Here is a 24862-nt window from a genome sequence, read left to right as displayed (position 1 = left end):
CTTCCATTCGGTTATCTAATCTGGTTCTTTGCGGCCATATGTCAAATGCCTGAGCCGGGTGAGGCATGAGGCTGAAACGCATAGCTGAAAGAAAAGTTCTTTGGAAAGATTCTTTTAACCTCCCGTCGCGTCGCGTTTCCGTAAAATTGCGTGCCCCTGCTTGCCATCCCGTCAAGCTTTACCCATTTAATTTTATCCGTTCAGCTTTATCCAGAATCAATAACCATAAACAAGGTTTAACCATGCAGCCAAAATTACTCTCATCCACCATGTCCCGGCGTACATTCCTGAAAGCAGCGGCGGCGACGACTGCCACCATCGGCGCTTCTGCCCTGCCCTTCGGAGCCCAGGCGCAAGGGAAAGCGAAGTATCGGCGTTTGAACGTTCTGAACCCGGAGGCAAAGCGCGCCATCGAAAGCTACAAGAGGGCTATCGCCAGGATGCTCAAGCTCCCGCCGGAGGATCCGCGCAACTGGTATCGCATCGCGCTCACTCACACGATGGATTGCCCGCATGGCAACTGGTGGTTTCTGGTCTGGCACCGCGGCTATATCGGCTGGTTCGAGCAGATTTGCCGTGAGCTCAGCGGCGACCCAGGGTTTGCCCTTCCCTATTGGGATTGGACGGAGAATACGGACCCCAGCAATCCCTTTCGTGCACGCGTGCCCGCCGTCATGTTCGAGAATGTGCTCACCCCTACTCACCCGGCCTATATTGCGACCTCGCGCGAGTTTCAGAACCGTTTTCGCGGGGTGATCGCCAGGGCGGATTACTGGAAGCGCATTTATGGGCCCAACGGTGAATTCGACGATAGGACTCAGTATGGTCAGCTTCTCGCCCGGGGAATCCGTTCCCCGGAGGATTTGTGGTTCGATATGCTCAACGACCCGCGAGGCCGGTTCTTTTTCGACCTCGCGCAGGCACGCGGCGCGACCCGGGAAAAGCCGGAGCTCGACGAAAAAACGACGAAGGCCGTCTCCCTGCAAACGTTGCTGGACGCACTGGCGCCTCGCGATTTTCTCACGTTTGCCAGCCCGAAGACCCTCGGTCACAGTGCCCTGACAGGATTTGGCGTGCTGGAAGGGCAGCCGCACAACCGGGTGCACAACTGCGTCGGCGGCATCTTCACCGACCCCAAGGGCAACACCACCAACAGCGGCGGCTTCATGCAGGCCAACCTTTCGCCTGTCGATCCGCTTTTTTTCCTGCACCATGCGAATATCGACCGGCTTTGGGACGTATGGACCCGCAAGCAGTTGGCGAGGGGATACCCTGCCCTGCCCGAAGGCGCGGACTGCGATGCCTGGTCGAGGGAGCCGTTTCTGTTCTTTGTCGATGCAAAGGGAAAGCCGGTGAAGAAAAGAATCGCTGGGGACTACGCGACTATCGGGGATTTCAATTACGATTACGAGCCCGGCTCCGGCGAGGAAGTGGTTGCACCTCCTATGCTGGCCTCGCTGATGGGCGCCGCCGTGCCCGCTGAGAGCATCAGGGCTCAGATCAGCCGTTCCGTGGTGAGCGGGGAGCGGGCAGCAAGCGCTGTCGTGACACTTCCGTCCCCGCTGCTTGGCCTGCGTGCGCAGACGGAAGCACCGCGATTGTATGCGAAGATCACCCTGGCGCTGCCGCCGCTGGCGCATCATCATGATTTTGCCGTGATGGTGGATGATGGGAGCAGTCGAACGGACCCATCAAGTCCTCACTATGTCGGCACGCTCTCGATGTTCGGTCATCACACCATACAGGCCCCGGTTACCTTTACCGTGCCTTTATCGGGCACGATCGAGGCAATGCGGCAGAAGGCGCAGCTTGCAGCCAGTGGGGCATTGAATATCCGGATTGTTTCGGAGCGAATGGCAAAACCGGGAGTACTGACGGCAAGACATGGCGCGGAACCGAAGGCCGAGGTACTTTCCATTGTCGTGGAGGCGCATTGACCGCGTCGAAATACAGACGGCAGTTACACTTCACCGCGATAATTGCTGTTCTGATATTCTCGGCCATATGGGAGAACAGCGCTTCTGCCCAGGTCGAGGTGCAACAGGGCGTGATCGAGCTTACGCTTCCGCGCCCGGTTTCGAGCAATGAAAGAGTCTGGGTTGAAGTGCGCACGCGTACTTTATCCCAGGGAGCGGAAATTCGCGTCACCGCACCGGATGGAACACTGTTCGGCACCGTATCGCCGTATGCCGCACCAGGAACACTACGCCATGAAGCAGCGACTGTAACCTACACCATCCCTCTTCCCAGGAACGCGATCGTGGACGACCACGTAGAGTTGTGCCTGGAAGTGGATGAGCCGGGCAAACCGCCACGCGCCCCATGGCCGGTTGAGGTGGAAAGCCTCAATCTGGTTTATGTGCCGGTCAGTGACTGAATCAACTATTCCTGCATCGACCACGCACCGAATAATATCCCTTATTCACCTTGCTCCGGATAAATTCCGTAGTAGCCGTAGATCGCTCTTGAGGCTTTCCGGTTGGCCTATTCGGATTCTGCGGAAATCGGGATGCGCCGGGTTGAGCAGAAGGTTTCGCTCGGCAGGAATTACAACACTGGGAACGTCCAGCACGCAGTATCTGGCGTCACGCAGCCACCGGCTGCCAATCTCCTCGAGATTTCTACGGCTCTCGAGGGTTCGCCAGTTCTCAGGGAGCTGTTCGATATCGATTTCCAGTCTGGGGATATCGCCAGGAATTTCCGCGGGTATCAGCAGATAATGGGCGCGCAGGGGCTCGTCCTGGACGAGCATTTCGAGAAAGGCCAGTGACCTGCTCTGTGCCGTGTACACTACGGGCTCGCCCTTGCGGTTCCAGCGCCCACCGAACAGCCGTGCGCCTTCGCCGGAAAATGCAGAAGTGGCGAAGCGGTGTGTGACGATACGCCACACCATCAACTTCAAGTGAAAATACCGTGCTCGATCCGACCAAGAATAGTCATCACTGAATCGGCGCCAAGATCAGTATCCAGCATGGAAAGGGGTGTGGCGCCGCCCAGGCTGGCGTTGGACGACTTGATCCAGTCCAACGCCAGGGAACCATCCTCAAACACCTCGCCGGCACGTTCAACAACCCGCGCTAGGCGCAGCAACTTGCCGGATTCCTCACAGTTGAGCACTCCCTCCTTTTTTCGCCGCACCAGCGTGCGCTCAGGGATATCCAGCGCGCGGGAGAGTTCACCCTGACGCAAGTCCACAAGCCCAAGAACTGCATCGATCGCCGGGGCGGGAATGCCCCTGCGCACAAGCTCTATCCACTCGACCGCCGAACTTGGATCAGCGTGGAGTACCTGCTTGCCTCCCAGAATGTTCGAGGCGGAAAACGGCTTATGGGCCACTGATGAGGAGAAAGACGTCATGAAAATGATGATAAAGCGGCATCGAGAAGAAGGCAAGCCATCTGGCGTTTAATATATGCAAAATTGGCTATTTTAAATTTCTTATGACCCAGGTAGTCAGTCTTCGAATATTGGCACGAGTTTATATTCCCCTGTACCTTTGGTCACTCGATATTCTGCGCTTGAGAGTCGTTGAATGAATTGGAAATCGTCCGGGTCCTGGTTCGGAGTTCGCTCACCGTTCGACCGACCCTGCGGCGAAGAAGGGTGCGCAAGGTTGCACCATCTGCATAACCCACCTGGGCAGCAATCGCGTCTACATTGTCGTTGCTCGTCCCCAGGAGATATACAGCACGTTCAATACGAAGATCCTGAAAATAAGAAAGCGGGGATTTTCCCAGGACGGCCTTTAGCCGGCGCGAAAGCGTTCTCTCGCTTGTACCTGTCACACTGGCTGCTTCGCTCAGCGAAAAACGTTCACCCAGCCTGCGCCGAGCCCAGCGCTCGAATCGCTGGACCAGTGGATCGGTATGTGCAAGATGATCAGGAATTGCAAAAGCTGCCTGTGACGCTCGTGGTTCTATCAACAGATAACGCGCTGTCATTTCTGCGAGTGTGGGACTGCTTTGGCGTATAAGCCAAAGCGCAAGATCAATATGCGCGAGTGCAGCGCCAGCAGTAACAAATCCGGGCGAGCTTACCACCATGCGTGATTCCTCCAGACGCACACGAGGATAACGTTCGCGAAACAAGGGAGTAAGCCACCATGATGTGGTAGCACTTCGGTCATTGAGAAGCAAAGTATCGGCGAGAACGAAGGTTCCAGTGCAGGCGGCGCCGACAAGAACGTCATCTTTGGACCACTGTCGCAAAAGATCGCCCGCCTCGCATACATCCGGCCGCTTAAGCGCCAATCGCAGTGTTTCCGGCATTTTTGCCCCAAGCGCGGGAATCAATACCACATCCGGAGGGCCGCATCGCGTCGCTGACACTACCGGGACAGAAAATCCCTGACCGGTACGAATACTCCGGCGCATACCCACGATAGTTAGGTCAAATCGCGTCAATGCGTTGGCAGAAACTGCGAGATCGTTCGCGATACTCAGTGTGTCCAGGAGCGTTGATAATCCAGTGTCAAAAACCTGGTCGAGCGCAAGAATATGAATACGCATGGCGTGAATTATATCAAAATTGTCAATATCGCCACTTGGCAGAAATCTTCCTGATATCTAGAGTCTGAGTCTTATTGTTCAATATGAGGAAGGAAATCAAAATGGTAACAGTTGCACTGTTTGTGCGGTTACAAGCTAAACCCGGAAGGGAAGCGGACGTGGAAAGCTTTCTCAAGCAGGGGCTTTCAATGGCAAATCAGGAAACCACTACACCGATCTGGTTTGCGCTGCGGCTCGGCCCATCGACTTTTGGTATTTTTGATGCATTTGTGGACGAGGCTGGAAGATCAGCGCATTTGTCCGGCCCGATCGCTGTCGCATTGATGGCAAATGCAGCCGATTTGCTGGCTGAGCCACCGCAAATCGAGCATGTGGATATCCTTGGCGTCAAACTCCCGAGCTGAACCTGGAGGATGAAAAAATAAAAAGAAAGCGTGAACGCGCTCCGCGTTCACCGCTGGGACGCTGGAAAGGAGGCAGGGCAGATTCTGCAGTCAAAGCCTTTGTACTCCTTCATGGGCGCCTGGCGCTTTCGAGCAGCATTAAGACCGGACTTACAAACGGCTTCGTCAGCTCCGGGCCCTGCCTGGATACCTGAAGTACGCAAATATCCTGATTGCCAATAATTCCTGCATTCCTGCAAGTCGGTGCAGGCTGTTTTCAGCCCTTGTATGTTAGAAAATAGCATTTAGGGATTGCCAGATCGACTGGCCCAGGCTCTGCATGTCAAGTTCGGGAGAGAGCGAAGATCGACAGTCCCAACTGATTAATTGCCAGTTGCCCAAACCCGAACGGTTGTGAGGTGACAAACCGCATTGAATACAAGGCAGGGATAAGCAATATGGAAATTAAATTTGTGGGAATTGATGTTAGCAAGGCTTGGCTTGATTTTGACTGTTTGCCGCAGAGTGCGCCCCAGCAGTTTAGCAATGATGAGGAAGGCATTGCAGCCCTGGTTGAATTGTTAAGGGGAAGTGGAGTGGAGCGTATTGTGCTGGAAGCAACCGGCGGATATGAAACCAACCTGGCTGCTTGCCTGGCGGCAGCGGGTTTGCCGGTTGTGGTGATCAATCCCAAACGGGTGCGTGACTTTGCCAAAGCAAGCGGTATTCTAGCCAAGACAGATCGGCTTGATGCCCGAGTGCTGGCGCTATTTGGCCAGGTCATTGATCCACCTGTGCGTGCTCTGCCTGATGAAGCGCAACGCGAGCTGGCGGAGCTTCTGGATCGGCGCATGCAACTGGTGGTAATGCGTGCCCAGGAAAAGGCCCGATTGGGAACAGTATTGCCGGTGGCAAAGCGTGATATCAAGGAACACATTGTCTGGCTGGATCGGCGCATTGAAAGATTCGAGCGTGACCTGGATCAGCGGCTGCGTAACTCGGAGGCATGGAAGGAGAAAGTGGAACTGCTGGATTCCATACCAGGCGTGGGCAAGGTAACGATCTTCACCCTGCTTGCCAGACTGCCTGAACTGGGATGCCTCAATCGGGGACAAATTGCTGCTTTGGCTGGCGTAGCCCCCTTCAATGATGACAGCGGCCAGAGGCGTGGACAGCGATACATTCGGGGAGGGCGGTGCGACGTGCGTTGCGTGCTGTATATGGCGACTCTGACGGCCAAACGCTGTAACCCGGCAATCAGGCAATTCTTTGAACGCCTGATCGCCTCTGGCAAACCTTTCAAGGTAGCCATGACAGCCTGCATGCGCAAACTCCTGACAACCGTAAATGTGATTATAAAAACTCAAACCCCCTGGAAGAATTTAATCACCCCTTGACACGGTTGCTCTCTCATTCGAGACTACAAAAACCATCAGGGTTCGGCACGCCATCACCTTGCCTTGAATATCTCGGCCAGGAAACGTCCCGTCTCCTTCCATGATGCCTTGTCAGCTTGCGCATCGTAAGCAAGCGGCAAATTGAATTTGCGGCCGTATTCATCGGCCTCGGGATTGGTAAAACTGTGGCTGGCACCGGGGAATGTGACCACCTTGTAATTTACCCCGGCGTTTTCCATTTCCCGCTTGAATGCCGCTACCTGCTCGGCCGGTATCATGGGATCAGCAGTGCCGGTAAAAGAGATAATCTGCGCCTTCACCTTGCCCCTTTGAGCAGGGTGCTCGGTCGCCAGACCGCCATGAAAGCTGGCCACACCTTTTAAATCTTCACCCTGGCGAGCCATTTCCAGAGCGACGCTGCCGCCAAAACAATAGCCCAGCGCCGCAATGTTCTTCGGATCGACATTCTCCTGCTTCTGCAGGAAATTCAGGGCAGCTTCAAAACGTTTTTTCGCCAACGGTAGATTCTTCTTCAGTTCTCCAGAATACCTGGAGGCCTCATCCGGATGGTGAGCCTGCCTGCCCTCGCCGTACATGTCCACGGCCAGCGCGGTGTAGCCCAGTTCCGCCAGCATCTTTGCGCGTTTCCGCGCGTAATCGTCGAGGCCCCACCATTCATGCACCACCAGTACGGCGGGGTGGTTATGTGTTATTGCATCATCATATGCAAGATAACCTTTGAGTGTCGTGCCATTGGCGGTGTAGGTGACTTCCTTCCCCTGTATGGCAGCCTGGGCCAGGGAACTCAAGAAAAACAATGCAGCGGCTAATATGATTTTTTTCATAATGAGCTCATTGTGTGGGTGGGTTGATTAAACTGATTGATGGTGTGAGTATAGTCGAGGCCTGCGAGCCACCCAAATCGAAAAATAACGAACGATGGAATCCTATCCAGGTACAGTGCGATAGGCTTTGTTATTGAAGGCAGTTAAGGTAAGCGGGCCAATAAGGTGAGCAGATCATGGGACCATCCAGCTGTTGGACATTTAAAAATTCAATATGAATTATCACGTTTTTAATGGAGATGCAGACGGTCTTTGTGCCGTCCATCAGCTTCTGCTGGACAATCCTGTTCGAACAGAATTGGTGACAGGGTTAAAGCGCGATATCCGGCTGCTGGAGCAGGTCAAGGCTCACGCAGGCGAACGGGTCACTGTGCTCGACATCTCTCTGAACAGCAATCGTGCTGCCCTCGTGCAACTGCTGGAGGGCGGCGTGGCTGTCGAGTATTTCGACCATCATTATGCCGGGGAGATACCCGTCCATCCCAATTTGACCGCGCACATCGATACATCTGCCGGTGTATGCACAAGCCTGCTGGTCGACCGGCATCTGGAAGGGAAATACTGTTTTTGGGCGATTGCCGCAGCCTTTGGGGATAACATCAGCGAAAGCGCCAATAGACTCGCGCTACAGAACGGACTTGTCCAACCGCAGATAGCAAAGCTCGCGCACCTGGGTGAATGCCTTAATTACAACAGCTACGGCGAGACTCTGGAAGACCTGCATTTTCATCCCCTTGCGCTGTATGAGGCAATGGCGCCCTACCCCGATCCATTCGATTTTATCGCCGAATCGGCTGCCTTCAAGGAGCTTGCAGCAGGGTTTCTGGAGGATATCCGCATGACTGCATCGTTGCGCCCCCTGCTCCAGCATGCGCATCACGCTGCTTATCTCCTTCCGGATGCGGCATGGGCAAGACGGGTAAGCGGTGTCTTTGCAAACAAACTTGCGAACGACCACCCGGCATGCGCGCATGCGGTCATTACGATCGACCGGGCGGGTGGCTACAAGGTCAGCGTGCGAGCACCATTGGCGAACCCCGAGGGCGCCGACATGCTCTGCATGAAGTTTGAAACAGGGGGAGGACGCAAGGCAGCGGGCGGAATCAACAATTTGCCCGAAAACGCGCTCGATATCTTCCTTGCCCGCTTCGCAGAGCAGTTCAACTGATACGGCGGGGCTGATATTAGCCGTTACCCCCAAACCTGCCGGCCAAGCTGCCAATCATCGTCATGAAAGATTCGATCAATCAAGCGAAGAGGCCGCCTGATATCCCGCAGGCTGATGGAGACGTTCAAGGCAGGTTAATCACTGCCTTATTGGATCCTCGCCCCTATCCCCACCCGGTAAAACGGGTGCGAGTAATGGAAACACACATTTCCTGGGTACTGCTGGCGGGACGCTATGCCTACAAAATAAAAAAGTCGGTCGACCTGGGCTTCCTCGACTTTACAGATTTGTCATCACGCCGCCATTACTGTGAAGAAGAATTACGCCTCAACCGGCGTCTTGCACCCCAACTCTATCTGGATGTCATTCCTCTCGGCGGCACGGCTGAAACGCCGGAAATCGGCGCTGAACCGGCTATCGAATATGCAGTGAAAATGCGCCGCTTCGCTGCTTCTCAACAACTGGACAGGCTTGCCGAGCACGGTAGGATTCTGCCGGAGCATATGGATAGCCTGGCGGCAACAATCGCGCATTTTCATAACGATCTGCCCTCGGCTGAGCCTACAGCCGGGTTTGGTTCAGCCACTGCGACACAGGCGACAGTATTGCAGACTTTCAAGCAATTACAGGTTGCGCTGGCTGGCACTGAAAATGAGGCCCGCGTGACCGGGTTGCGCCAGGCCATCGAGACTGAGTATGGCGTACGCAAGGAGCATCTGGAGCGGCGGCTTGCGGAGGGTTTTGTGCGTGAATGTCATGGCGACCTGCACCTGAGCAACATTGCGCTCATTCGCGGACAACCCGTTCCCTTCGATTGTATCGAGTTCAGCCCCTCGCTACGCTGGATCGATGTAATGAATGAGATCGCCTTTACCGTCATGGACCTGCTGCATCGCCAGCGGTCTGAACTTGCCTACCGCTTCCTCAATGCCTATCTGAAAGCTACGGGTGATTATGGCGGCCTGCCCTTGCTGCGTTTCTATCTCGCCTATCGCGCCGCAGTGCGCGCGATGGTTGGCGCCATTCGCGCCGGTCAGAGCAACCTCCCCAAACGGGAGAAGGCAGCCGCGCTGGCATCCTGCAGCAGTTTTCTTGATCTCGCCGCGGCATGCCTTGCCCAACAGCGCCCCTCCCTGATGATTACCCACGGTTTGCCGGGGTCGGGCAAAACGACTTTCTCGCAGGCAGCACTGGAACGGCTGCAAGCCATACGCATACGCTCGGATGTGGAGCGCAAGCGTTTATTCGGATTGGCCGCGTTGGCAGACAGCCGCTCCCATACGGGCGGCATTTACCATGCGGAGGCTACGGTGCGAACTTATGCGCGACTGCATGATTTGGCGCGAGAACTGCTGGCCGCAGGCTTTCCGGTAATCGTGGATGCCGCCTTTCTGAAACGGGAAGAGCGCGAGCATTTCCGAATGCTGGCAAATGAACTGTCGGTACCGTTTGCGATTGCATCGCTGAAAGCGTCCTCCGAGACAATGCAAAGCCGTATCGTAAAACGGCAAAGCGAATCAAGCGATGCCTCCGAGGCTGATCTGGGAGTATTGAAACTGTTACAGGAAAAAGAGGAAATGCTGGCGCCTCAGGAACAGGCCTACACAGTAGAGTTCGTCAATGAGAAAGAAGGCTTTGGCAGCGGGGATAGCACCTGGAAGAGACTGGAGCGGTTGCTGGATGGAAGATGACCCCAACTGCTGTTTCAGCAAATCAGGCAGATCTCGTTGATCTTGTTCGCCCCACTTCGGGGCAGGGACAGGATGCTAAAGCTTAACTGGCTAAAAACTTGAAAGCATGAAAAAGATTGGACGGAATGAGCTATGCCCGTGTGGGAGTGGAAAGAAATACAAGCACTGCTGCGAAAGGAACGCGGAAGCGGACCCGGCAGGCTCGCTGACCCATACGCCTCCACGACAATTCATCCCGCAGCACCTTCAAGTCGCAGTCGAGCATCACAAGAGGGGAAATTTGTCTCAAGCGGAAGCAATTTATCAACGCATACTTCAGCTTGATCCGAATCATCCCGATGCACTGCATTTCCTGGGGCTCCTGGCTCGGGATGCAGGTAGGATCGATATCGGTATCGAACTCATCAGGAGAGCCTTGAAGTTCAAGCCCAACTATGTGGAGGCGCATAACAACCTTGGTAACACGCTTAGGCAACAAGGAAAATTGAATGATGCAATCACCTCTTACCGGACTGCCGTGAAACTTGAGCCTCGTTTTGCCGAGGCCTATGGCAATCTTGGAAACGCTCTTAGGGAGCAGGGTAGGCTGGATGACGCGATGATCAATTATCGAAAGGCTCTCAGTATCCAGCCTCAGCTTGCGGAGATTCACTGTAATATCGGTATCGTACATAGAGAACAGGGGAATCTCGAAGATGCCGTATCAAGCTTCCGCAGGGCACTCCTGTTGAAGCCAGATTCTGCGGAGGCATTCAGCAATCTGGGAAATGTCCTTATGGAACAAGGTAAATTTGAAGAGGCAGTATCAAGTTTTAAAAAAGCCATCCTGTATAAACCGCGGTTTCCGGAGGCATACAACAATCTGGGAAATGTGCTGCGTGAGCTGGGGAGATTGGATGAAGCAGTAGCCGGTTATAGCCGGGCTATTGAGCTGAACCTTGGATATGCGCGGGCCTATAGCAATCGTGCATACGTGCTGTGGCAACAGCATAAGGCTGACGATGCCGTAATCGATTACTGGCACGCACTTGAACTTTGCGATGACTCCGATATAAAGAGGAGTTTTACAGATTGCATCGCGAATGTTTACTGTGATCATGACATCCCTCGCCTTCATGCTCTCCTTGTTCGAGCCATATCTGAAACATGGGGCCGGCCAGATGATTTTGGAAATCCTGCTGTTTCGCTGATCAAGAGCGACTGTGCCATACGTGAGCATCTCGACGGAATGAAGACAGCCCATGCTGTCGGGATGTCGTGCCAGGAGTTGTTTGGTAAATTTGAATCAAATAAAGCCGGCTTTGCTGCAGTGTTCAATAATGAGCTGTTGCGGGTTTTGATGGAAAATACTCCTGTTTGCGATGTTGAACTTGAACAGTTTTTGACGTCGCTGCGCTATTGCCTGCTGCAAATAGCCATAGCCGAAGAAAATGTGGCCGGCAAGGTACGAGGAGATGGTCGGGAGTGGCAGGAGGAAGAGGGCTTATTTTGGTGCGCACTGGCGCGGCAATGCTTCATCAATGAATATGTTTTCGCATATTCGGCAGAGGAATATGCGCAGGCGCTGAGGTTGAAGGCACAAGTCGCTGCTGCACTGCAAGCCAACAGAACCATCCATCCACTATCGCTTGCAGGGGCGGCTGCTTATTTTCCGCTCCGTTCGTTGCCATTTGCTGAGCGGCTTCTCGACCATTCCTGGCCTGACTCGATAGCAGCATTGCTCTTGCAACAGATACAGGAGCCGCTGAAGGAAGAGCGGAACCTGTCCCACCTTCCTTCCTTGACAGCCATCGTAGACGATACTTCATGCCGTGTGCGTAATCAGTATGAAGAGAATCCTTATCCGAGGTGGATCAAGATTCCGTTACGACCTGGTAGCGAATCAGTGGACCGCTACCTGAGCGGCCGCTTCCCTTACGCGCGATTTGAACCGCCTGCCAGTCCGTCTGCCAGCCGTGGACATCGGAATGAAAGTGTCAAAGACGCGATTGAGGTTCTGGTCGCGGGATGCGGAACCGGTCGGCACGCGATTGCCGCCGCACAGCGATTCAAGAACGCAAATGTTCTTGCTGTCGATCTTAGTTCAAGATCGCTCTGTTATGCCAAAAGGAAGACTGATGAGTTGTGCGTACGGAATATCGAATATGCGCAGGCAGACATCCTGAACCTCGATTCCGAAAGCATTGCGACGAGGGGTGGCAAACTCTTCGACGTGATCGAAGCGGTTGGCGTACTGCATCATCTTTCCGACCCTCTCCTCGGGTGGCGTAAGCTGCTTTCCTTACTCCGCCCCGGCGGCTTCATGCGTATCGGCCTGTATAGCGAGTATGGAAGGTCGAACCTGGCTTTTGCCCAACGTTTTATTGCTCAAAGAGGATATAAGCCCACTGTCGAGGACATCAGGACGTGCCGCCAGGAGATGATGTCGCCAGAAAATGCCGATACATTTCGTCAGGTTTTGTCCGCGCGGGATTTCTATACTTTGAGCGAGTGTCGCGACATGCTATTCCATGTCCAGGAGCATCGTTATACTCTTCCCCACCTCAAGGAAGATCTTCGGGAGCTTGGTTTGATATTCCTCGGATTTTCGATTGGGCGAAGCACGGCTACTCAGTATCGGCGGCGCTTTCCGGATGATCTCCCTCAAACCGATCTAGATCGCTGGCATATATTCGAAACCGAGAACCCTGACACGTTCAATACCATGTATCTGTTCTGGGTTCAGAAGCAGGCGGCAGCCGCCTAACTGATACGCAAGCGAGGTCCTCTGGAGAAGTGGCAAGGCAAAATGACTGAAGATCATCTTTTTATTATCGGCTCTGTCGTTCTGTTCTGTGTTGTCTCGCCGGGCGTCCAGCTTGCCGAAGTATTTTGATAGCATGCTTCCAGCCACGGAGGCGCCCTTCATGACAGAGGCCGGGCAGACCCCCCGGTTATCTGGCCAAGCTGGGACTGATATCGGTAGCGTGTTCATCGGGCATCTTCATTTTGATCCGCCGGTGGCCTTGTCGATTTGCCCAGCTGTGAGGTGCACGTCCAGGAAGAGGAATTGGCTGCGGCACGAAGGGCTCAGGGCGAACGTAAATTGTAGGTCGGGCTCCGCCTGACAGATTCTTCACCGCGTGGAGCCCGGCTTGCTACTGTATTAAGCAGCATTCGATTCTTCGATGGCCGCCCTCTCCCCATCCCTCTCCCTCCCAGGAAGAGGGAGCCGGACGAGCATGCTCCCAAGAACTGGATTTCTTCCAGCGCATCGCCTAACCTTTATAGAGGGACTTCGAACAAGCCCTACCACGGAGCAAGCACCGGGAGCAGATCTACGAGGCTGTCCCATGCTCCCTACGCTCCAGCCATGCTGTCTTGACATGCGCCTTTGCCGTTCATTTGCCGCCTGTTGCCATGCTCAGAACAACACTGCGCTTACCTGTCAAAACACTGCCGCAACCCGACGAAACGACATGCGGTCCGACGTGCCTGCATGCCATATACAGCTATCTCGGCAAGACGGAACTGCTGGACACCATCATTGACCGCACCCACAAGCTTGAAAACGGAGGAGGAACCTTTGCCGTTTTTTTAGGGTGCGACGCGCTGCGAAACGGTTTCCATGCCACCATCTATACATACAACCTGATGGTTTTCGATCCAACCTGGTTCACATCAGACGTGGATATCGCGGAACGTCTACAACGGCAATGCGAGATCAAGTCGGACTCAAGATTGCGACGAGCCACGGAGGGTTATCTGGAGTTTCTGCGTCTGGGTGGCCAATTGCGTCTCACAGACCTCTCACAATCCCTCATCCATGGCCTTTTACGTCGCGGTCTACCTATCCTGACCGGCCTGAGCTCCACCTTCCTTTACCGCGCGCCGCGGGAATACGGGCCAAATGACATACCGGACGATGTGCGTGGTTTTCCGGCCGGGCATTTTGTCATACTCACCGGTTATGACCGTGAGAAGCGTACTGTTCTGGTCGCCGATCCATACGGCCCGGCCCAGGAGTACTGGAGCAACATAGACCGGGTGCTGTGCTCCGTGCTGCTGGGGATCGTGACCCATGACGCCAATCTGCTCGTCATCCGAACACGCGATGGATCGGGTGAGGCAACATGATGGCGGCATTGCCGGCCTTTGCGGGTTACGGCATCGAGCTGGAGTACATGATAGTCGATCGAAAGACGCTCTCGGTCATTCCCATCGCCGACGAGTTGCTGCGAAAGCTTACCGGTACGTTTGCATCCGAGGCCAGGCATGGCCAGTTGGGATGGTCAAACGAGCTGGTGCTGCATCTGCTCGAACTGAAAAACATCGACCCGCAGCCAGACATTTCCTCCCTGTCTGTCGCGTTTCAGGGCGAAATCCGGCGGATCAGCAAGATGCTCGAACCGATGGACGCGCGGCTCATGCCAACTGCAATGCACCCCTGGATGAATCCACGCGCTGAAACCCGCCTTTGGCCGCGCGAGCAGGCGGAAATCTATTTGGCCTACGACCATATCTTCGACTGCAGAAGGCACGGCTGGGCCAACCTGCAAAGCATGCATCTCAACATGCCTTTCGCAAACGACGAGGAATTTGCGCGGCTTCACGCCGCAGTGCGGCTGTTGCTGCCCATTCTTCCAGCGATAGCGGCAAGCTCCCCGATCGCCGAAGGCTGCTACTCGGATTTTCTGGATTTCCGGATGGCAAATTACTGCGAGCACCAACTGAAGATACCCTCGACCATCGGTCGGGTGATCCCCGAAACAGTCTCCAGTGCCGCCGAATACCAAGCGAAAATCCTGGCGCCGATGTACCAGGAAATTGCAGCACTCGATCCGGAAGGGACGCTACAGCATGAGTGGCTCAATGCGCGCGGCGAAATTCCCCGTTTTGACCGCAACACTATCGAGATTCGTGTAATCGATACCCAGGAATGCTCCTGGGCTGACTTTGCCATCGCCGCTGCCGCGCTCGATATCGTGCATGCACTCTACAGCGAAGCTTACGCGCCGCTGACCGAGCAGCAATCCATCGCCACGGATGCATTGATCAGAATCATGCATGCCTGCATCCGTGATGCAGAGCAGGCCGTAATCGATGATGCGGAATACCTTCGACTGATGGGTTTTTCGGGTGCAGACTGCAAGGCTGTCGTTCTGTGGCAACGTCTCATCGAGTCTGAGATGCCGGTAGAGCTTGGGCAGGGAAAAAGCTGCCGGGAAGCGCTGCAAACCATTTTAAGGGAGGGCCCGCTTGCGCGCCGCATCCTGAATGCGATCGGTTCCGACTTCAGCAGGAGGCAGCTGGAGAGTGTCTATCGCGAGCTGTGTGATTGCCTGGACGAAAACCGCATGTTTCTGGAATAAGTTGCGTATTGCTTCAATGATTACTCAATGAAATGCAGGCGACGAATATTCATTTTTTAATCAGTTGTGAACATGGTGGTAACCGCATTCCACTGCGCTACCAGCCGCTGTTTGAGGGCTACGAGCATTTGTTGCACAGCCACCGTGGCTATGACAGCGGCGCTTTGAGCATGGCGAAAAAACTTGCCATGGCGCTGCACTCACCATTGTTCGCCGCCACAACAAGCCGCCTGCTGATCGACCTCAACCGCTCGATCGGTCACCCCCGGCTCTACTCGGAAGCCACTCGTCCCACACCTGCCGCTATCCGCCATGAGATTCTTAAATATCACTACTTGCCCTATCGCACCCTGGTGGAGGCGAACATTGCGGATGCCATTCGCTCCGGCCTGAGGGTAATCCACATCTCCTCACACAGCTTCACCCCGGAACTGAATGGGGAGATTCGCAATACCGATATCGGGCTGCTTTATGATCCCTCGCGCAACCTCGAGCAAGACCTGTGCAACCGCTGGCGGGCACGACTCGGCACACGCGCACCTAACCTGAGGGTGCGCCGCAACTATCCCTACATGGGGTCGGCAAATGGTTTCCCCACTTACCTGCGCCGCCGGTTTCCTGCCAATGCTTACGTCGGCATAGAGCTGGAAGTCAACCAGAAACATATTCTCAAGGGCGGCTGGCGATGGCATGCGTTACGCAGCCTGCTGGCTGGCACACTCAACGAGGCAGTTGCATGAGCCAACCCATACTCATCTGAGGTATCCTCGAGCACCAGCAGAGGGAATATGCGAAGATGAGGCCTATACCCGCTCAGCCCACTCAGGCATCGAGGTTCGGGGCAGAGGTGATAGCGCTGGGTTCGTCATCCACCTGTTTTGCCAATGCTCGCAGCGGGGCGGAGATTTCTACCGGGTAAGCGGGTGCCGTTTCAAGCGATCTGAGAGATTCCGGCAGGCGGGCATAGTTCGCCAGTGTTTGCTGGCGGATGGCCTCCAGCTTCCTTTTCCCGTTGATCCCATTGATCCCACTGATGCGCCGACCACTCCGCATCACAGGGACGATCAGGGGCTCGCCCTCATGCGGATCATCCTTTTCCAGCGCAACGACATCGCGCACCATGCGACCATTCGGGCGGTCATATTTGCGATATACCTGCTTGCGGCCCGGCCATGTCGCTTTTCCCTCGGAGCGCTTGCGGCGGGCCGTGCCGGCATACTCCTGCAGCTTATAAGCGCAATCCAGTGCCGGCGCGTCGCTCGACACGTCTAATGCGGTGCCCAGGCCAAAGCCGTCGATGGGAGCGCCGGAGGAAATCAGTTCATGCACCCGATCTTCGTTCAGGTTACCACTGGCAAAGATGCGGGTTTTTTCAAGCCTCCCCTCGTCGAGTATCCGGCGCACGCGACGTGCATGCATCCCCAGGTCGCCGCTGTCCAACCGGACGCCACTCACCTCGATGCCATCCTGCGCAAGTTTGCGGGCCAGGGTAACGACCTTGGTGGCAGCTGCCTCGGTGTCGTAGGTATCGATCAGCAGCGTCGAGTTTTCCGGATGGCAACGTACGAGGTGTTCAAAAGCGGCTGCCTCATCCGCATGCGCCTGAATGTAGGAATGAGCAACGGTGCCGAACGAAGGCATGCCATATATTGCCGCGGCAAGTACTGTTGATGTGCCGGAAAAACCGGCAAGATAACTTGCCCGGGCAGCCAGCAACGCGGCTTCCGCTCCATGCGCCCGGCGCATGCCGAAATCCACCAGGAGTTTGCCGGGCGCAACCAGCACTGAGCGCGCCGCCTTTGAGGCGATCAGGGTTTCGAAATGCAGCAGGTTGATGAGGCGCGATTCGACGAACTGGGCTTGCGGCAACGGCGCCGTGATCCGGAGGATGGGCTCATCCGGAAAAAAAAGAGTACCTTCCGGCATTGCATGTACATCGCCGGTAAAGCGGAATTGTTCAAGGTAGTTTATAAGGGCTGGTCCAAACCGGGACTTGAGCCATGCCAACTCCTCGGCTGAAAAGCGCAGGTTCTCAAGGAATTCCAGCGCCTGTTCCAGACCGGCCGCCACCAGGAAATTCCGGGTTGGGGGAAGCTTGCGAAAAAACAGCTCGAATACGGCAGTTTCCTGCATTCCCTGCTGAAGGTAGCTCTCCAGCATGGTCAACTGGTAATGGTCGGTCAGCAGCGGGCTGGAGAGTGGGTTCACTCAGGGACGATAGCTTCGAAATCGATGAGTTTTGCGCCCAGACGGGCCATTTCCTCCAGCGCCGCGTTGCTCGCGTCTGCATCCATCCCCCGCACTGCATCCTTGAGAACAAAGGTGTCATACCCATGATTCAAGGCATCCCGTACGGTACTGAGGATGCAATGATCCGTCGCCAGGCCACCGATGAAAACGCGGGAAATTCCCGCAGATTTCAGCATGGCATTCAGTTCTGTCTCCGAAAAACCGGAATAGGCATCTTTCTCCCTGGAGGTGGCCTTGGAAGCAATATGCGTGTCGCAGGGGATTTCAAGATTCGCCGGAAATGCCGCGCCCTGTGTGCCGGCAATACAATGCGCAGGCCAGAGCCCTCCTTGCTGATGAAAGGAGCAGTGATCAGGCGGATGCCAGTCGCGGGTAGCGAAAATGGGCAATTCGTGAAAAAGAAAAGCTGCGATATACCGGTTAAGGCTTGGGATGACCTCATCTCCAGCCGGTACAGGAAGGCTTCCGCCGGGCAGAAAGTCGTTTTGCACATCCACTATGATAAGGGCATCACCGGTGCCGATGTCTATTTTCATGGCAGTCTCCTATCCTCTTTGATGCTTTGCTCCTCGCACTTTACATTCTTTGGGCGAGTACGCTGGATTTAGTCTAATCCCCCGAACCTGTCAAGCGCGGCTCTGGTTCTTCGGGTTCTTCTACCTGACGCCTGCCGGTGCTGACGCGTTTTGCCTGAAAACCTTCGCTGCCAATATCTTCGAGGAACTGCACCTCGCTTCCTTCTTCCAATTGCTCAAAGTTATTGTTGGCAAGATTCTCGCGATGAAAGTACAACTCCTGCCCACCCGGAGTTTCGACGAAACCATAACCTTCCTCGGGCATCAGCCGCACCACCTTTCCGTACAAGACCGGAGCATGCGCCTTGACTTCGCCGCGCTGGCGCCGCCCGTAGTCTTCGAGCTGGCGCTTTGCGGCGTCGAACGCATCGCGCAGCGCAACATACACATCCTCGTTCGGTTCGCGGGTCACCACAAGCTCCTTTCCCGGCACTGTAATGTCCAGCCGCACATTGAACAGGTTGCCCTGGTGTTTGTGTTTGTGAGGAACCTCGACAACTATCCTGCATCCCATGATCTGGGGATAAAAAGTCTCGAGCTTTTCCGATTTTTGCCGAATATGGCTTTCCAGTGCCTCAGAATGGGGGATATCGCGTGTGGTGATCTGAAGTTGCAATTTCATGACTTATGTCCTCTCGATGATAAAATCATATTGCACCCAGGCGTAACGTAACGTATAAGACAAGCCTGAAAGACCGGAGCCCGCACCAGGCTGCCAGTCCTATATCCGCTCCATTTCACGCAACTGGCTTTTGTCGCCGCGGATGAGCAGTACGGGAATATGCGCCATACGAACCATCCCTTCCGCAACGCTCCCAAACAGGACGCGACTGAAACCAGAACGGCCATGTGTGCCGATTACGATCAGCTCGGCTGACCAGCGCCTTGCTTCTTCGAGTATTACGCCGGCAATGCGCTCGCCCCCCGCTTCCAGTAATTTCACTTCGGCTGCAACCCCTGCCTGCTGCATCAATGTTTGCGCCTCCGTCAATATCCTTCTGCCGGTTCTCTCCAGGGATTCCTTCATTTCATCGTAATTGATGTAGCTGTTGGCATCCATCAAATGAATATCAGTCATGACATATACCAGTTCCACCTGGGTACTGTGCTGCTTTGCAAGTTTCGAGACTTCCTGGAGCGCAAGAGTGGAGGTTGCGCTGCCGTCTATTGGAACCAGGATACGTTGATACATGTCACTCCCTTGAAAAAAGTTTTTATACTGCCAAGGAACCGCCGGACAAATCCATCGCGCCTGCAAGGAATTTGTTCAGTACTCCTTAACCCTTAACCTTTAACGCAGACTTTCGGCCGGAGAAATGCGACTCGCCGGGCGAGTCCGGCTTCTTCCGTGGCCTCCGCCACCAGATCGACATCCTTATAGGCGCCCGGAGCCTCTTCTGCCACGCCGCGCATGGAGCGGGTATGGATCAGAATGCCTTGTTGCGCCAGCTCGTCCACCAGGGCGCGTCCTTTCCACCGCGCGAGTGCCTGATGCCGGCTCATGGCGCGACCTGCGCCGTGGCTCGAAGAGGCGAAGGCCGGGTTTTCGCTGGCGCCTACGAGAATGTAGGATCCTGTTCCCATGCTTCCGCCGATAACGACGGGTTGTCCTACCTGGCGGTAGCGTTCCGGCAACATGGGGTGCCCCGGCCCGAATGCGCGTGTGGCGCCCTTGCGGTGCACGTAGAGTAGCCGTGATTCACCGTCGATCTGGTGAGTTTCGGCCTTGCAGGTATTGTGCGAAACATCGAACAAGGTTTCAAGCGCGGCCTGGGGATAAATTTCCGTAAATACAGAACGCGCAAGGTGCGTCAGGATTTGCCGATTGGCAAGCGCGCAATTGATCGCGGCATTCATGGCGCCGATATATCGCTGGCCTTCGGGGGACTTGACAGGCGCACAGGCGAGTTCACGATCGGGTAAATGAATACCCAAGCGGCTGGCTGCTTTTGCCAATAGCACCAGATAATCGGTACCGATCTGGTGCCCCAGCCCCCGCGAACCGCAATGTATCGAAATCAGGATTTGTCCTTCATGCAGGCCAAACGCCAGCGCGACAGCAGGATCGAAGATGCGGTCCACCACCTGTACTTCCAGGTAATGATTGCCTGAGCCGAGCGTGCCCATCTCGCCGCGCTGGCGCTTTTTGGCAAGTTCGGATACGTTATCCGGGATCGCCCCTGCAACCCGCCCATGTTCTTCAATATAGTCCAGATCTGCCGCGGTGCCGTAGCCTTGTTGCACTGCCCAGTATGCACCGCCGTGCATCACCTGGTCGAGCTGCTCCGGGTTCAACTTGATCTCGCCCTCCTCGCCCACACCGGCAGGGATGGCGCGGAACAAGGCGTTCCCGAGGTCAGGAAAATGCTCTACTGCTTCCTCCAGATGGAGATTGCTGCGCAGACAGCGTATACCGCACGAAATATCGAAGCCGACTCCGCCCGCGGAAATCACGCCCCCCTGCTCAGCATCGAAAGCCGCAACGCCCCCTATGGGAAAACCATATCCCCAATGGGCATCCGGCATGGTCATTGCCGCTCCGACCAGACCCGGCAGGGAAGCAACGTTGGCGATCTGCTCGAGTACCTTGTCGTCCATGCTGACGAGCAAGGGCGCACCGCCGTACAGGAGAACCTCTGCCCGTTCTTCGCCTGGTGTGCGCGGCAGCGTCCACAGGTAGGGTTGCAGTTGGCGTAGGCGTTCCAGATTCATGTCATCAGGACGGCGGGTAGAAAAACTTTTCACCCTCTAAAGTGTTGCAGTTGGCGTAGGCGTTCCAGATTCATGTCATCTCCTGCCGTTACTGTCGTTCATTTCATCGTTTCATCTGGAAGCGGATTCACACATCCACTATGCAGCGCGCTTCCCACATTGCTCCGGTTTGTTTGACTGAAAGCATGGTCAGCGTCGCACCTTTGACTTCGACCCCCCGCTCCAGACCTTCACGCCACTTTTCACCCAGCGCTTCGGCAGACCACAGATTTTCCCGGCGCTGCACATGGAAGCGGCTGAATACCATGCCCAGTTCACGCGCCTTCCCCAGCAACAGATTCAGCCATGTCACCAGCGCCAGTTCCTCATCTGATTCTTCGAACTCTATCTTGACCGAAGTCTGCGGCTGTACCTTATCCAGAGGAGTAACAATGCCGAACACTGCTTGAGCAGCTGTCTCGAATGCCTGCTCAAGCGTATTGCCGCGTCCGATAATGCCGATATCGGCATCATGCTCGAAGTAGGATGAAGTCTCTGGCATGCACGAATTATCCTTTGATCCATCACTCGGTCTGACCCAAGCGGCTTCTCCAAAATTTCCCCTTTGCTTTTCCATTGACCCTCCCATCTGCGCTCTTCCGTTTGCTTTTTATCGCGCTAAAAACGGCGCTAAAACCGGAGTACCCACTACAAGCTATAGGAGAACCGCTTTGCCGTGTCAAGGGTAATCGGATGCACCCCAAATCCTTGCCGCCCCGGCTGAGCCTGCATATCCCCATGAATATACTAAACTGACCATGTGAATCCTCGGCCAGCAACTTTCCCGGCAAAATCAGCAAAGTGCTTGTCGACGGGAGCAAACGGGAAAACGCATGCCCAGCCATAATGCCGATATCGCAGCTGTCTTCGAAGAGATTGCCAATCTGCTCGAGATCGAAGGCGCAAACCCTTTTCGGATACGCGCCTACCGTAACGCAGCCCAGGCAATAGGCGCCCTTTCCACCGAAGCGTACGTGCTGCTCGAAAACAAGGAAGACCTGACGGAGCTTCCCGGCATAGGGCGCGATCTTGCAGGCAAGATAGAAGAAATTGTTGCCACCGGCCACTGCGCCTTGCTGGACCGGCTGCAAACCGAACTTCCCCCCGCGGTTACAGAGCTTCTGAAAGTGCCCGGCCTTGGGCCGAAGCGGGTCCGGCATCTTTATCACGACCTCGATGTCCAGACTGTCGAGCAGCTCTATGGCGCGGCGCGCGACGGACGCATTCGTGCACTGCCCGGTTTTGGCGAGAAAACCGAGCTCAACATCCTTCAGGCGATCGAGGCGCATGCCGATCAGAAAGGGCGTTTCAAGCTGGCGGTGGCGGCACAATACGCGGAGCCGCTACGCGCGTTTCTGGCGGACGTTCCCGGAGTCAAGGAAGCAACCGTGGCCGGCAGCTACAGGCGCATGCGCGAAACAGTGGGCGACCTCGATATCGTTGTCACAGCCGCACCGGGCAGTGCTGTCATGGAGCGCTTCACGGGGTACGAAGAGGTCGCCGAAATACTTGCTGCCGGAGGCACTCGCGCTAGCGTGGTCCTGAAATGCGGCTTGCAGGTGGACCTCCGCGTAGTCGCAGACGAAAGCTACGGCGCTGCCCTGCACTACTTTACCGGATCAAAAGCCCATAATGTTGCGATACGGTATATCGCCCAGAAAAAAGGGCTGAAAATCAACGAATACGGCGTGTTTCGGGGTAAAAAACGTATGGCGGGCGAGACCGAGGAATCGGTCTATCGTGCTGTCGGGCTATCCTTTATTCCACCCGAGTTGCGCGAGAACAGGGGTGAAATAGACGTGGCGCGGGCTCGGAAATTGCCGCGGCTGGTCGAGTTGTGCGACTTGCAGGGGGACCTGCATACTCACACAAAAGCTACGGACGGCCATAACACATTGCGCGAAATGGCGCTGGCGGGCAAATCACATGGCCTGGAATACATTGCTGTCACGGATCATTCACGCGAACTGAGAGTCGCACGCGGCCTCGATCCTCTGCGGCTGAAGCGCCAGTGCGATGAAATCGACATGCTGAATGAAGAACTGGAAGGGATTACCCTGCTCAAGGGAATCGAGGTGGACATCCTGGAGGATGGCACCCTGGACCTGCCAAATCACGTTCTGGCGCAACTCGATCTGGTTATAGGCGCAGTCCATAGCAAGTTCGAACTTTCGCGCGTGAGGCAGACCGAGCGGATACTGCGTGCAATGGAACATCCCCATTTCACCATGCTTGCGCATCCCAACGGCCGCCTCATCCCGCAACGCCCGCCTTATGATATCGACATGCCCCGCATTATCCGTGAGGCGGGACGCCGCGGATGCTTCCTCGAACTCAATGCCCAGCCCGAGCGGCTGGATTTGTTCGATATCTACTGTCAGATGGCCAGGGAGGAAGGGGTGCTGGTCAGCATCAATTCCGATGCCCACAGCACATTTGATTTTGCGAACCTGCGCTTTGGTATCGGTCAGGCAAGGCGCGGCTGGCTGGAAAAACAGAATGTGCTCAACACCCGCTCTCTTGAGGAATTGCGGATACTCATTGCCCGCACGATGCAGTACCCCAACACCTACGGCCCATATAAACGGCAAATCAAGCGTCAAATCCGACCGGGTAAAAATGCCCGGTAAAAAATTCACTATACTGAAAATAAACACGGGAGCGGGGGCAGCCATGTATTTTGAAAATCGTGCGGCGGCAGCCAGGAAGCTTGCGGAAGCGCTTTCCGAATACCGCGGTAAAAATCCGCTGGTTCTGGCTATTCCCAGAGGCGCAGTGCCAATGGCCAGAATTATTGCCGATGAGCTGAAAGGTGAACTGGACGTGGTGCTGGTGCGTAAAGTACGGGCGCCAGGCAATCCCGAATTCGCGATCGGTTCCGTCGACGAAACCGGCTGGGTTTATCTTACGAGTTACGCCAGCGATGTGGGCGCGGACGAGAAATACATCAAGGATGAAGTTTCCACGCAACTGGAAACGATACGGCAGCGCCGCGCTCAATATACCCCGGTACGGCCGCCGATCGATCCCGCCGGACGAATAGTGATCGTAGTCGATGATGGGCTGGCTACCGGTTCGACCATGATAGCCGCGTTGCATGCGCTCCGGGCGAAGAAGCCGGTGGAATTGATCTGTGCGGTACCCGTGGCCCCGCCCGATACAGTGGAGAAAGTGCGCAACAGTGCTGACCGCGTAGTATGTCTTTCCAGTCCCATCAACTTCTACGCTGTGGCGCAGTTTTACATGGATTTTCCGCAGATAACGGATGAAGAGGTTATCGCCGTGCTTGCAGCTGCTTGACTTTCCAACATGAATCCAGGATAAGACCATGATACGTTATCCAGTAGATGTTGACACCCGCGTCAGTCCCAATCTCTCGCTGCTTATCGACAGCCGGGTCAACGATCCCGATGTGGAGCAGCCTGTTACGCTTGCCAAAGTGCGAGCTTTCATCGCCGGTCTGCTGCCTTCTGCATTAGATGAGACTGAGCGATTGCACCATTTCGACATGGATGCCTCACTCCTTGACGAACTCGATGTGCTGATCGAGGAATATGGAGGAGATGCGCTTGCCATTGATTTTGTGAGAAGCGATGCGAGCGAAGCGCTTACACGGGCAATAGAAGCCGTAGTCGATGACGAAAATCGTGAAAATCCCCCCACGCTCGGCGCAGTGCGAGACGCCATCACCGGTGGCCTTACTGCAAAACTGGTTGGCGACGGTGTTCTGGAGGATGATGAGGATGACACCTTGCTTGCGGAGATCGATGCGCTGATCAGACGTAATGGTCCCGACGCCCTGGCGGAAGAATTTATCCGTTACGAATAGTCGTTTCCTCCCCCTGCCCGCGACAAACAGGTCGGACACCATTAAGGATCCGAGTCTGATCCATATTCTCCATATTCCCGGTCCGAGGTTCTTTCGGTCAAACAAAAGGTTACA

23 protein-coding genes are annotated in these 24862 nt (G+C 55.3%); 13 read left to right on the top strand and 10 right to left on the bottom strand.

Annotated elements, in window-relative coordinates; all coding sequences use genetic code 11:
- The first annotated feature begins 242 nt into the window (after positions 1-242).
- Both ACZ5BW_RS04780 and ACZ5BW_RS04775 read left to right on the top strand, forming a co-directional pair.
- On the top strand, positions 243-1937 hold the full coding sequence (locus tag ACZ5BW_RS04780; protein WP_464543036.1) for a tyrosinase family protein: 1695 nt from the start codon (positions 243-245) through the stop codon (positions 1935-1937).
- Positions 1934-2377, top strand: a complete 444-nt coding sequence (locus tag ACZ5BW_RS04775) for a hypothetical protein (RefSeq protein ID WP_464543034.1) — start codon at positions 1934-1936, stop codon at positions 2375-2377. Before ACZ5BW_RS04780 ends, ACZ5BW_RS04775 begins: the two co-directional genes overlap by 4 nt.
- Positions 2378-2422: 45 nt before the next feature.
- Here the strand turns inward: ACZ5BW_RS04775 and ACZ5BW_RS04770 are convergent, their stop codons facing one another.
- The 3 genes from ACZ5BW_RS04770 to ACZ5BW_RS04760 form a co-directional block, all read right to left on the bottom strand.
- Positions 2423-2893 carry an RES family NAD+ phosphorylase gene (locus tag ACZ5BW_RS04770; RefSeq protein WP_464543649.1) on the bottom strand — a complete coding sequence of 157 codons (471 nt, stop codon included), beginning with the start codon at positions 2891-2893 and terminating at the stop codon, positions 2423-2425.
- A 5-nt stretch (positions 2894-2898) separates the two neighbouring features.
- On the bottom strand, positions 2899-3357 hold the full coding sequence (gene parS / locus ACZ5BW_RS04765; protein WP_464543032.1) for a type II RES/Xre toxin-antitoxin system antitoxin: 459 nt from the start codon (positions 3355-3357) through the stop codon (positions 2899-2901).
- A 143-nt stretch (positions 3358-3500) separates the two neighbouring features.
- Complete coding sequence (locus ACZ5BW_RS04760; protein WP_464543030.1) at positions 3501-4508, bottom strand: GlxA family transcriptional regulator; 1008 nt, start codon at positions 4506-4508, stop codon at positions 3501-3503.
- Between the two features lie 101 nt (positions 4509-4609).
- Here ACZ5BW_RS04760 and ACZ5BW_RS04755 point away from each other — a divergent pair, with 101 nt between their 5' ends.
- Both ACZ5BW_RS04755 and ACZ5BW_RS04750 read left to right on the top strand, forming a co-directional pair.
- Positions 4610-4912, top strand: coding sequence for a putative quinol monooxygenase (locus ACZ5BW_RS04755; RefSeq protein WP_464543028.1), 303 nt, complete (start codon positions 4610-4612; stop codon positions 4910-4912).
- 437 nt (positions 4913-5349) lie between these two features.
- The gene (locus ACZ5BW_RS04750) at positions 5350-6288 is read left to right on the top strand and encodes an IS110 family RNA-guided transposase (RefSeq protein ID WP_464538705.1); all 939 of its coding nucleotides are present in this window, start codon (positions 5350-5352) and stop codon (positions 6286-6288) included.
- Positions 6289-6341: 53 nt separating this feature from the next.
- Here the strand turns inward: ACZ5BW_RS04750 and ACZ5BW_RS04745 are convergent, their stop codons facing one another.
- The gene (locus ACZ5BW_RS04745; protein WP_464543026.1) at positions 6342-7133 is read right to left on the bottom strand and encodes a dienelactone hydrolase family protein; all 792 of its coding nucleotides are present in this window, start codon (positions 7131-7133) and stop codon (positions 6342-6344) included.
- Between the two features lie 214 nt (positions 7134-7347).
- Here ACZ5BW_RS04745 and ACZ5BW_RS04740 point away from each other — a divergent pair, with 214 nt between their 5' ends.
- From ACZ5BW_RS04740 to ACZ5BW_RS04715, 6 genes are all read left to right on the top strand, one after another.
- Positions 7348-8301, top strand: a complete 954-nt coding sequence (locus tag ACZ5BW_RS04740; protein WP_464543024.1) for an acetyltransferase — start codon at positions 7348-7350, stop codon at positions 8299-8301.
- A gap of 194 nt (positions 8302-8495) precedes the next feature.
- Positions 8496-9992, top strand: a complete 1497-nt coding sequence (locus ACZ5BW_RS04735) for a bifunctional aminoglycoside phosphotransferase/ATP-binding protein (RefSeq protein ID WP_464574188.1) — start codon at positions 8496-8498, stop codon at positions 9990-9992.
- A 106-nt stretch (positions 9993-10098) separates the two neighbouring features.
- A complete protein-coding gene (locus ACZ5BW_RS04730; protein WP_464543020.1) occupies positions 10099-12738 on the top strand; it encodes a tetratricopeptide repeat protein in 2640 nt (879 codons plus the stop codon).
- A gap of 653 nt (positions 12739-13391) precedes the next feature.
- Complete coding sequence (locus ACZ5BW_RS04725; protein WP_464543017.1) at positions 13392-14108, top strand: C39 family peptidase; 717 nt, start codon at positions 13392-13394, stop codon at positions 14106-14108.
- Entirely contained in the window at positions 14105-15343 is a 1239-nt protein-coding gene (locus ACZ5BW_RS04720; RefSeq protein ID WP_464543015.1) for a carboxylate-amine ligase, read from the top strand. The genes ACZ5BW_RS04725 and ACZ5BW_RS04720 overlap by 4 nt, the downstream gene beginning before the upstream one ends.
- Positions 15344-15375: 32 nt before the next feature.
- Positions 15376-16083, top strand: a complete 708-nt coding sequence (locus ACZ5BW_RS04715) for an N-formylglutamate amidohydrolase (RefSeq protein ID WP_464543013.1) — start codon at positions 15376-15378, stop codon at positions 16081-16083.
- Between the two features lie 82 nt (positions 16084-16165).
- On the opposite strand, the gene ACZ5BW_RS04710 is transcribed toward ACZ5BW_RS04715, so the two are convergent.
- From ACZ5BW_RS04710 to ACZ5BW_RS04685, 6 genes are all read right to left on the bottom strand, one after another.
- Positions 16166-17551, bottom strand: a complete 1386-nt coding sequence (locus ACZ5BW_RS04710; RefSeq protein WP_464543011.1) for a nicotinate phosphoribosyltransferase — start codon at positions 17549-17551, stop codon at positions 16166-16168.
- Entirely contained in the window at positions 17548-18129 is a 582-nt protein-coding gene (locus ACZ5BW_RS04705; RefSeq protein ID WP_464543009.1) for a nicotinamidase, read from the bottom strand. Before ACZ5BW_RS04705 ends, ACZ5BW_RS04710 begins: the two co-directional genes overlap by 4 nt.
- A 73-nt stretch (positions 18130-18202) precedes the next feature.
- On the bottom strand, positions 18203-18790 hold the full coding sequence (locus tag ACZ5BW_RS04700) for an HPF/RaiA family ribosome-associated protein (RefSeq protein ID WP_464543007.1): 588 nt from the start codon (positions 18788-18790) through the stop codon (positions 18203-18205).
- Positions 18791-18889: 99 nt separating this feature from the next.
- Positions 18890-19360: a universal stress protein gene (locus tag ACZ5BW_RS04695; RefSeq protein WP_464543005.1), complete on the bottom strand. Its 471-nt coding sequence runs from the start codon at positions 19358-19360 to the stop codon at positions 18890-18892.
- Positions 19361-19452: 92 nt separating this feature from the next.
- Positions 19453-20913, bottom strand: a complete 1461-nt coding sequence (locus ACZ5BW_RS04690) for an RtcB family protein (protein WP_464543002.1) — start codon at positions 20911-20913, stop codon at positions 19453-19455.
- Positions 20914-21007: 94 nt separating this feature from the next.
- Complete coding sequence (locus ACZ5BW_RS04685) at positions 21008-21421, bottom strand: archease (protein ID WP_464543000.1); 414 nt, start codon at positions 21419-21421, stop codon at positions 21008-21010.
- 331 nt (positions 21422-21752) lie between these two features.
- On the opposite strand from ACZ5BW_RS04685, the gene polX reads away from it, so the two are divergent.
- The 3 genes from polX to ACZ5BW_RS04670 are packed head-to-tail and all read left to right on the top strand — an operon-like array spanning position 21753 to position 24748.
- Positions 21753-23549: a DNA polymerase/3'-5' exonuclease PolX gene (gene polX, locus ACZ5BW_RS04680; protein WP_464542998.1), complete on the top strand. Its 1797-nt coding sequence runs from the start codon at positions 21753-21755 to the stop codon at positions 23547-23549.
- A 43-nt stretch (positions 23550-23592) separates the two neighbouring features.
- Positions 23593-24219: a phosphoribosyltransferase gene (locus ACZ5BW_RS04675; protein WP_074973550.1), complete on the top strand. Its 627-nt coding sequence runs from the start codon at positions 23593-23595 to the stop codon at positions 24217-24219.
- Positions 24220-24247: 28 nt separating this feature from the next.
- Positions 24248-24748 (top strand): hypothetical protein, encoded by a 501-nt coding sequence (locus ACZ5BW_RS04670; RefSeq protein ID WP_464542995.1) that lies wholly within the window; start codon positions 24248-24250, stop codon positions 24746-24748.
- Positions 24749-24862 lie beyond the last annotated feature (114 nt).

This window comes from Nitrosospira sp. TNL300 (genome assembly GCF_055385915.1).
This window is presented reverse-complemented; position numbering and strand designations above follow the sequence as displayed.

Bases quoted from the DNA above. Each gene is read 5' to 3' on its own strand.
- ACZ5BW_RS04750 (WP_464538705.1), top strand. From the start codon at position 5,350: ATGGAAATTAAATTTGTGGGAATTGATGTTAGCAAGGCTTGGCTTGAT.
- ACZ5BW_RS04720 (WP_464543015.1), top strand. From the start codon at position 14,105: ATGATGGCGGCATTGCCGGCCTTTGCGGGTTACGGCATCGAGCTGGAG.
- ACZ5BW_RS04770 (WP_464543649.1), bottom strand. From the start codon at position 2,893: ATGGTGTGGCGTATCGTCACACACCGCTTCGCCACTTCTGCATTTTCC.
- ACZ5BW_RS04705 (WP_464543009.1), bottom strand. From the start codon at position 18,129: ATGAAAATAGACATCGGCACCGGTGATGCCCTTATCATAGTGGATGTG.
- parS (WP_464543032.1), bottom strand. From the start codon at position 3,357: ATGACGTCTTTCTCCTCATCAGTGGCCCATAAGCCGTTTTCCGCCTCG.
- ACZ5BW_RS04700 (WP_464543007.1), bottom strand. From the start codon at position 18,790: ATGAAATTGCAACTTCAGATCACCACACGCGATATCCCCCATTCTGAG.
- ACZ5BW_RS04755 (WP_464543028.1), top strand. From the start codon at position 4,610: ATGGTAACAGTTGCACTGTTTGTGCGGTTACAAGCTAAACCCGGAAGG.
- ACZ5BW_RS04715 (WP_464543013.1), top strand. From the start codon at position 15,376: ATGCAGGCGACGAATATTCATTTTTTAATCAGTTGTGAACATGGTGGT.
- ACZ5BW_RS04685 (WP_464543000.1), bottom strand. From the start codon at position 21,421: ATGCCAGAGACTTCATCCTACTTCGAGCATGATGCCGATATCGGCATT.
- polX (WP_464542998.1), top strand. From the start codon at position 21,753: ATGCCCAGCCATAATGCCGATATCGCAGCTGTCTTCGAAGAGATTGCC.
- ACZ5BW_RS04675 (WP_074973550.1), top strand. From the start codon at position 23,593: ATGTATTTTGAAAATCGTGCGGCGGCAGCCAGGAAGCTTGCGGAAGCG.
- ACZ5BW_RS04735 (WP_464574188.1), top strand. From the start codon at position 8,496: ATGGAAACACACATTTCCTGGGTACTGCTGGCGGGACGCTATGCCTAC.
- ACZ5BW_RS04730 (WP_464543020.1), top strand. From the start codon at position 10,099: ATGAAAAAGATTGGACGGAATGAGCTATGCCCGTGTGGGAGTGGAAAG.
- ACZ5BW_RS04745 (WP_464543026.1), bottom strand. From the start codon at position 7,133: ATGAAAAAAATCATATTAGCCGCTGCATTGTTTTTCTTGAGTTCCCTG.
- ACZ5BW_RS04780 (WP_464543036.1), top strand. From the start codon at position 243: ATGCAGCCAAAATTACTCTCATCCACCATGTCCCGGCGTACATTCCTG.
- ACZ5BW_RS04740 (WP_464543024.1), top strand. From the start codon at position 7,348: ATGAATTATCACGTTTTTAATGGAGATGCAGACGGTCTTTGTGCCGTC.
- ACZ5BW_RS04725 (WP_464543017.1), top strand. From the start codon at position 13,392: ATGCTCAGAACAACACTGCGCTTACCTGTCAAAACACTGCCGCAACCC.
- ACZ5BW_RS04670 (WP_464542995.1), top strand. From the start codon at position 24,248: ATGATACGTTATCCAGTAGATGTTGACACCCGCGTCAGTCCCAATCTC.
- ACZ5BW_RS04760 (WP_464543030.1), bottom strand. From the start codon at position 4,508: ATGCGTATTCATATTCTTGCGCTCGACCAGGTTTTTGACACTGGATTA.
- ACZ5BW_RS04695 (WP_464543005.1), bottom strand. From the start codon at position 19,360: ATGTATCAACGTATCCTGGTTCCAATAGACGGCAGCGCAACCTCCACT.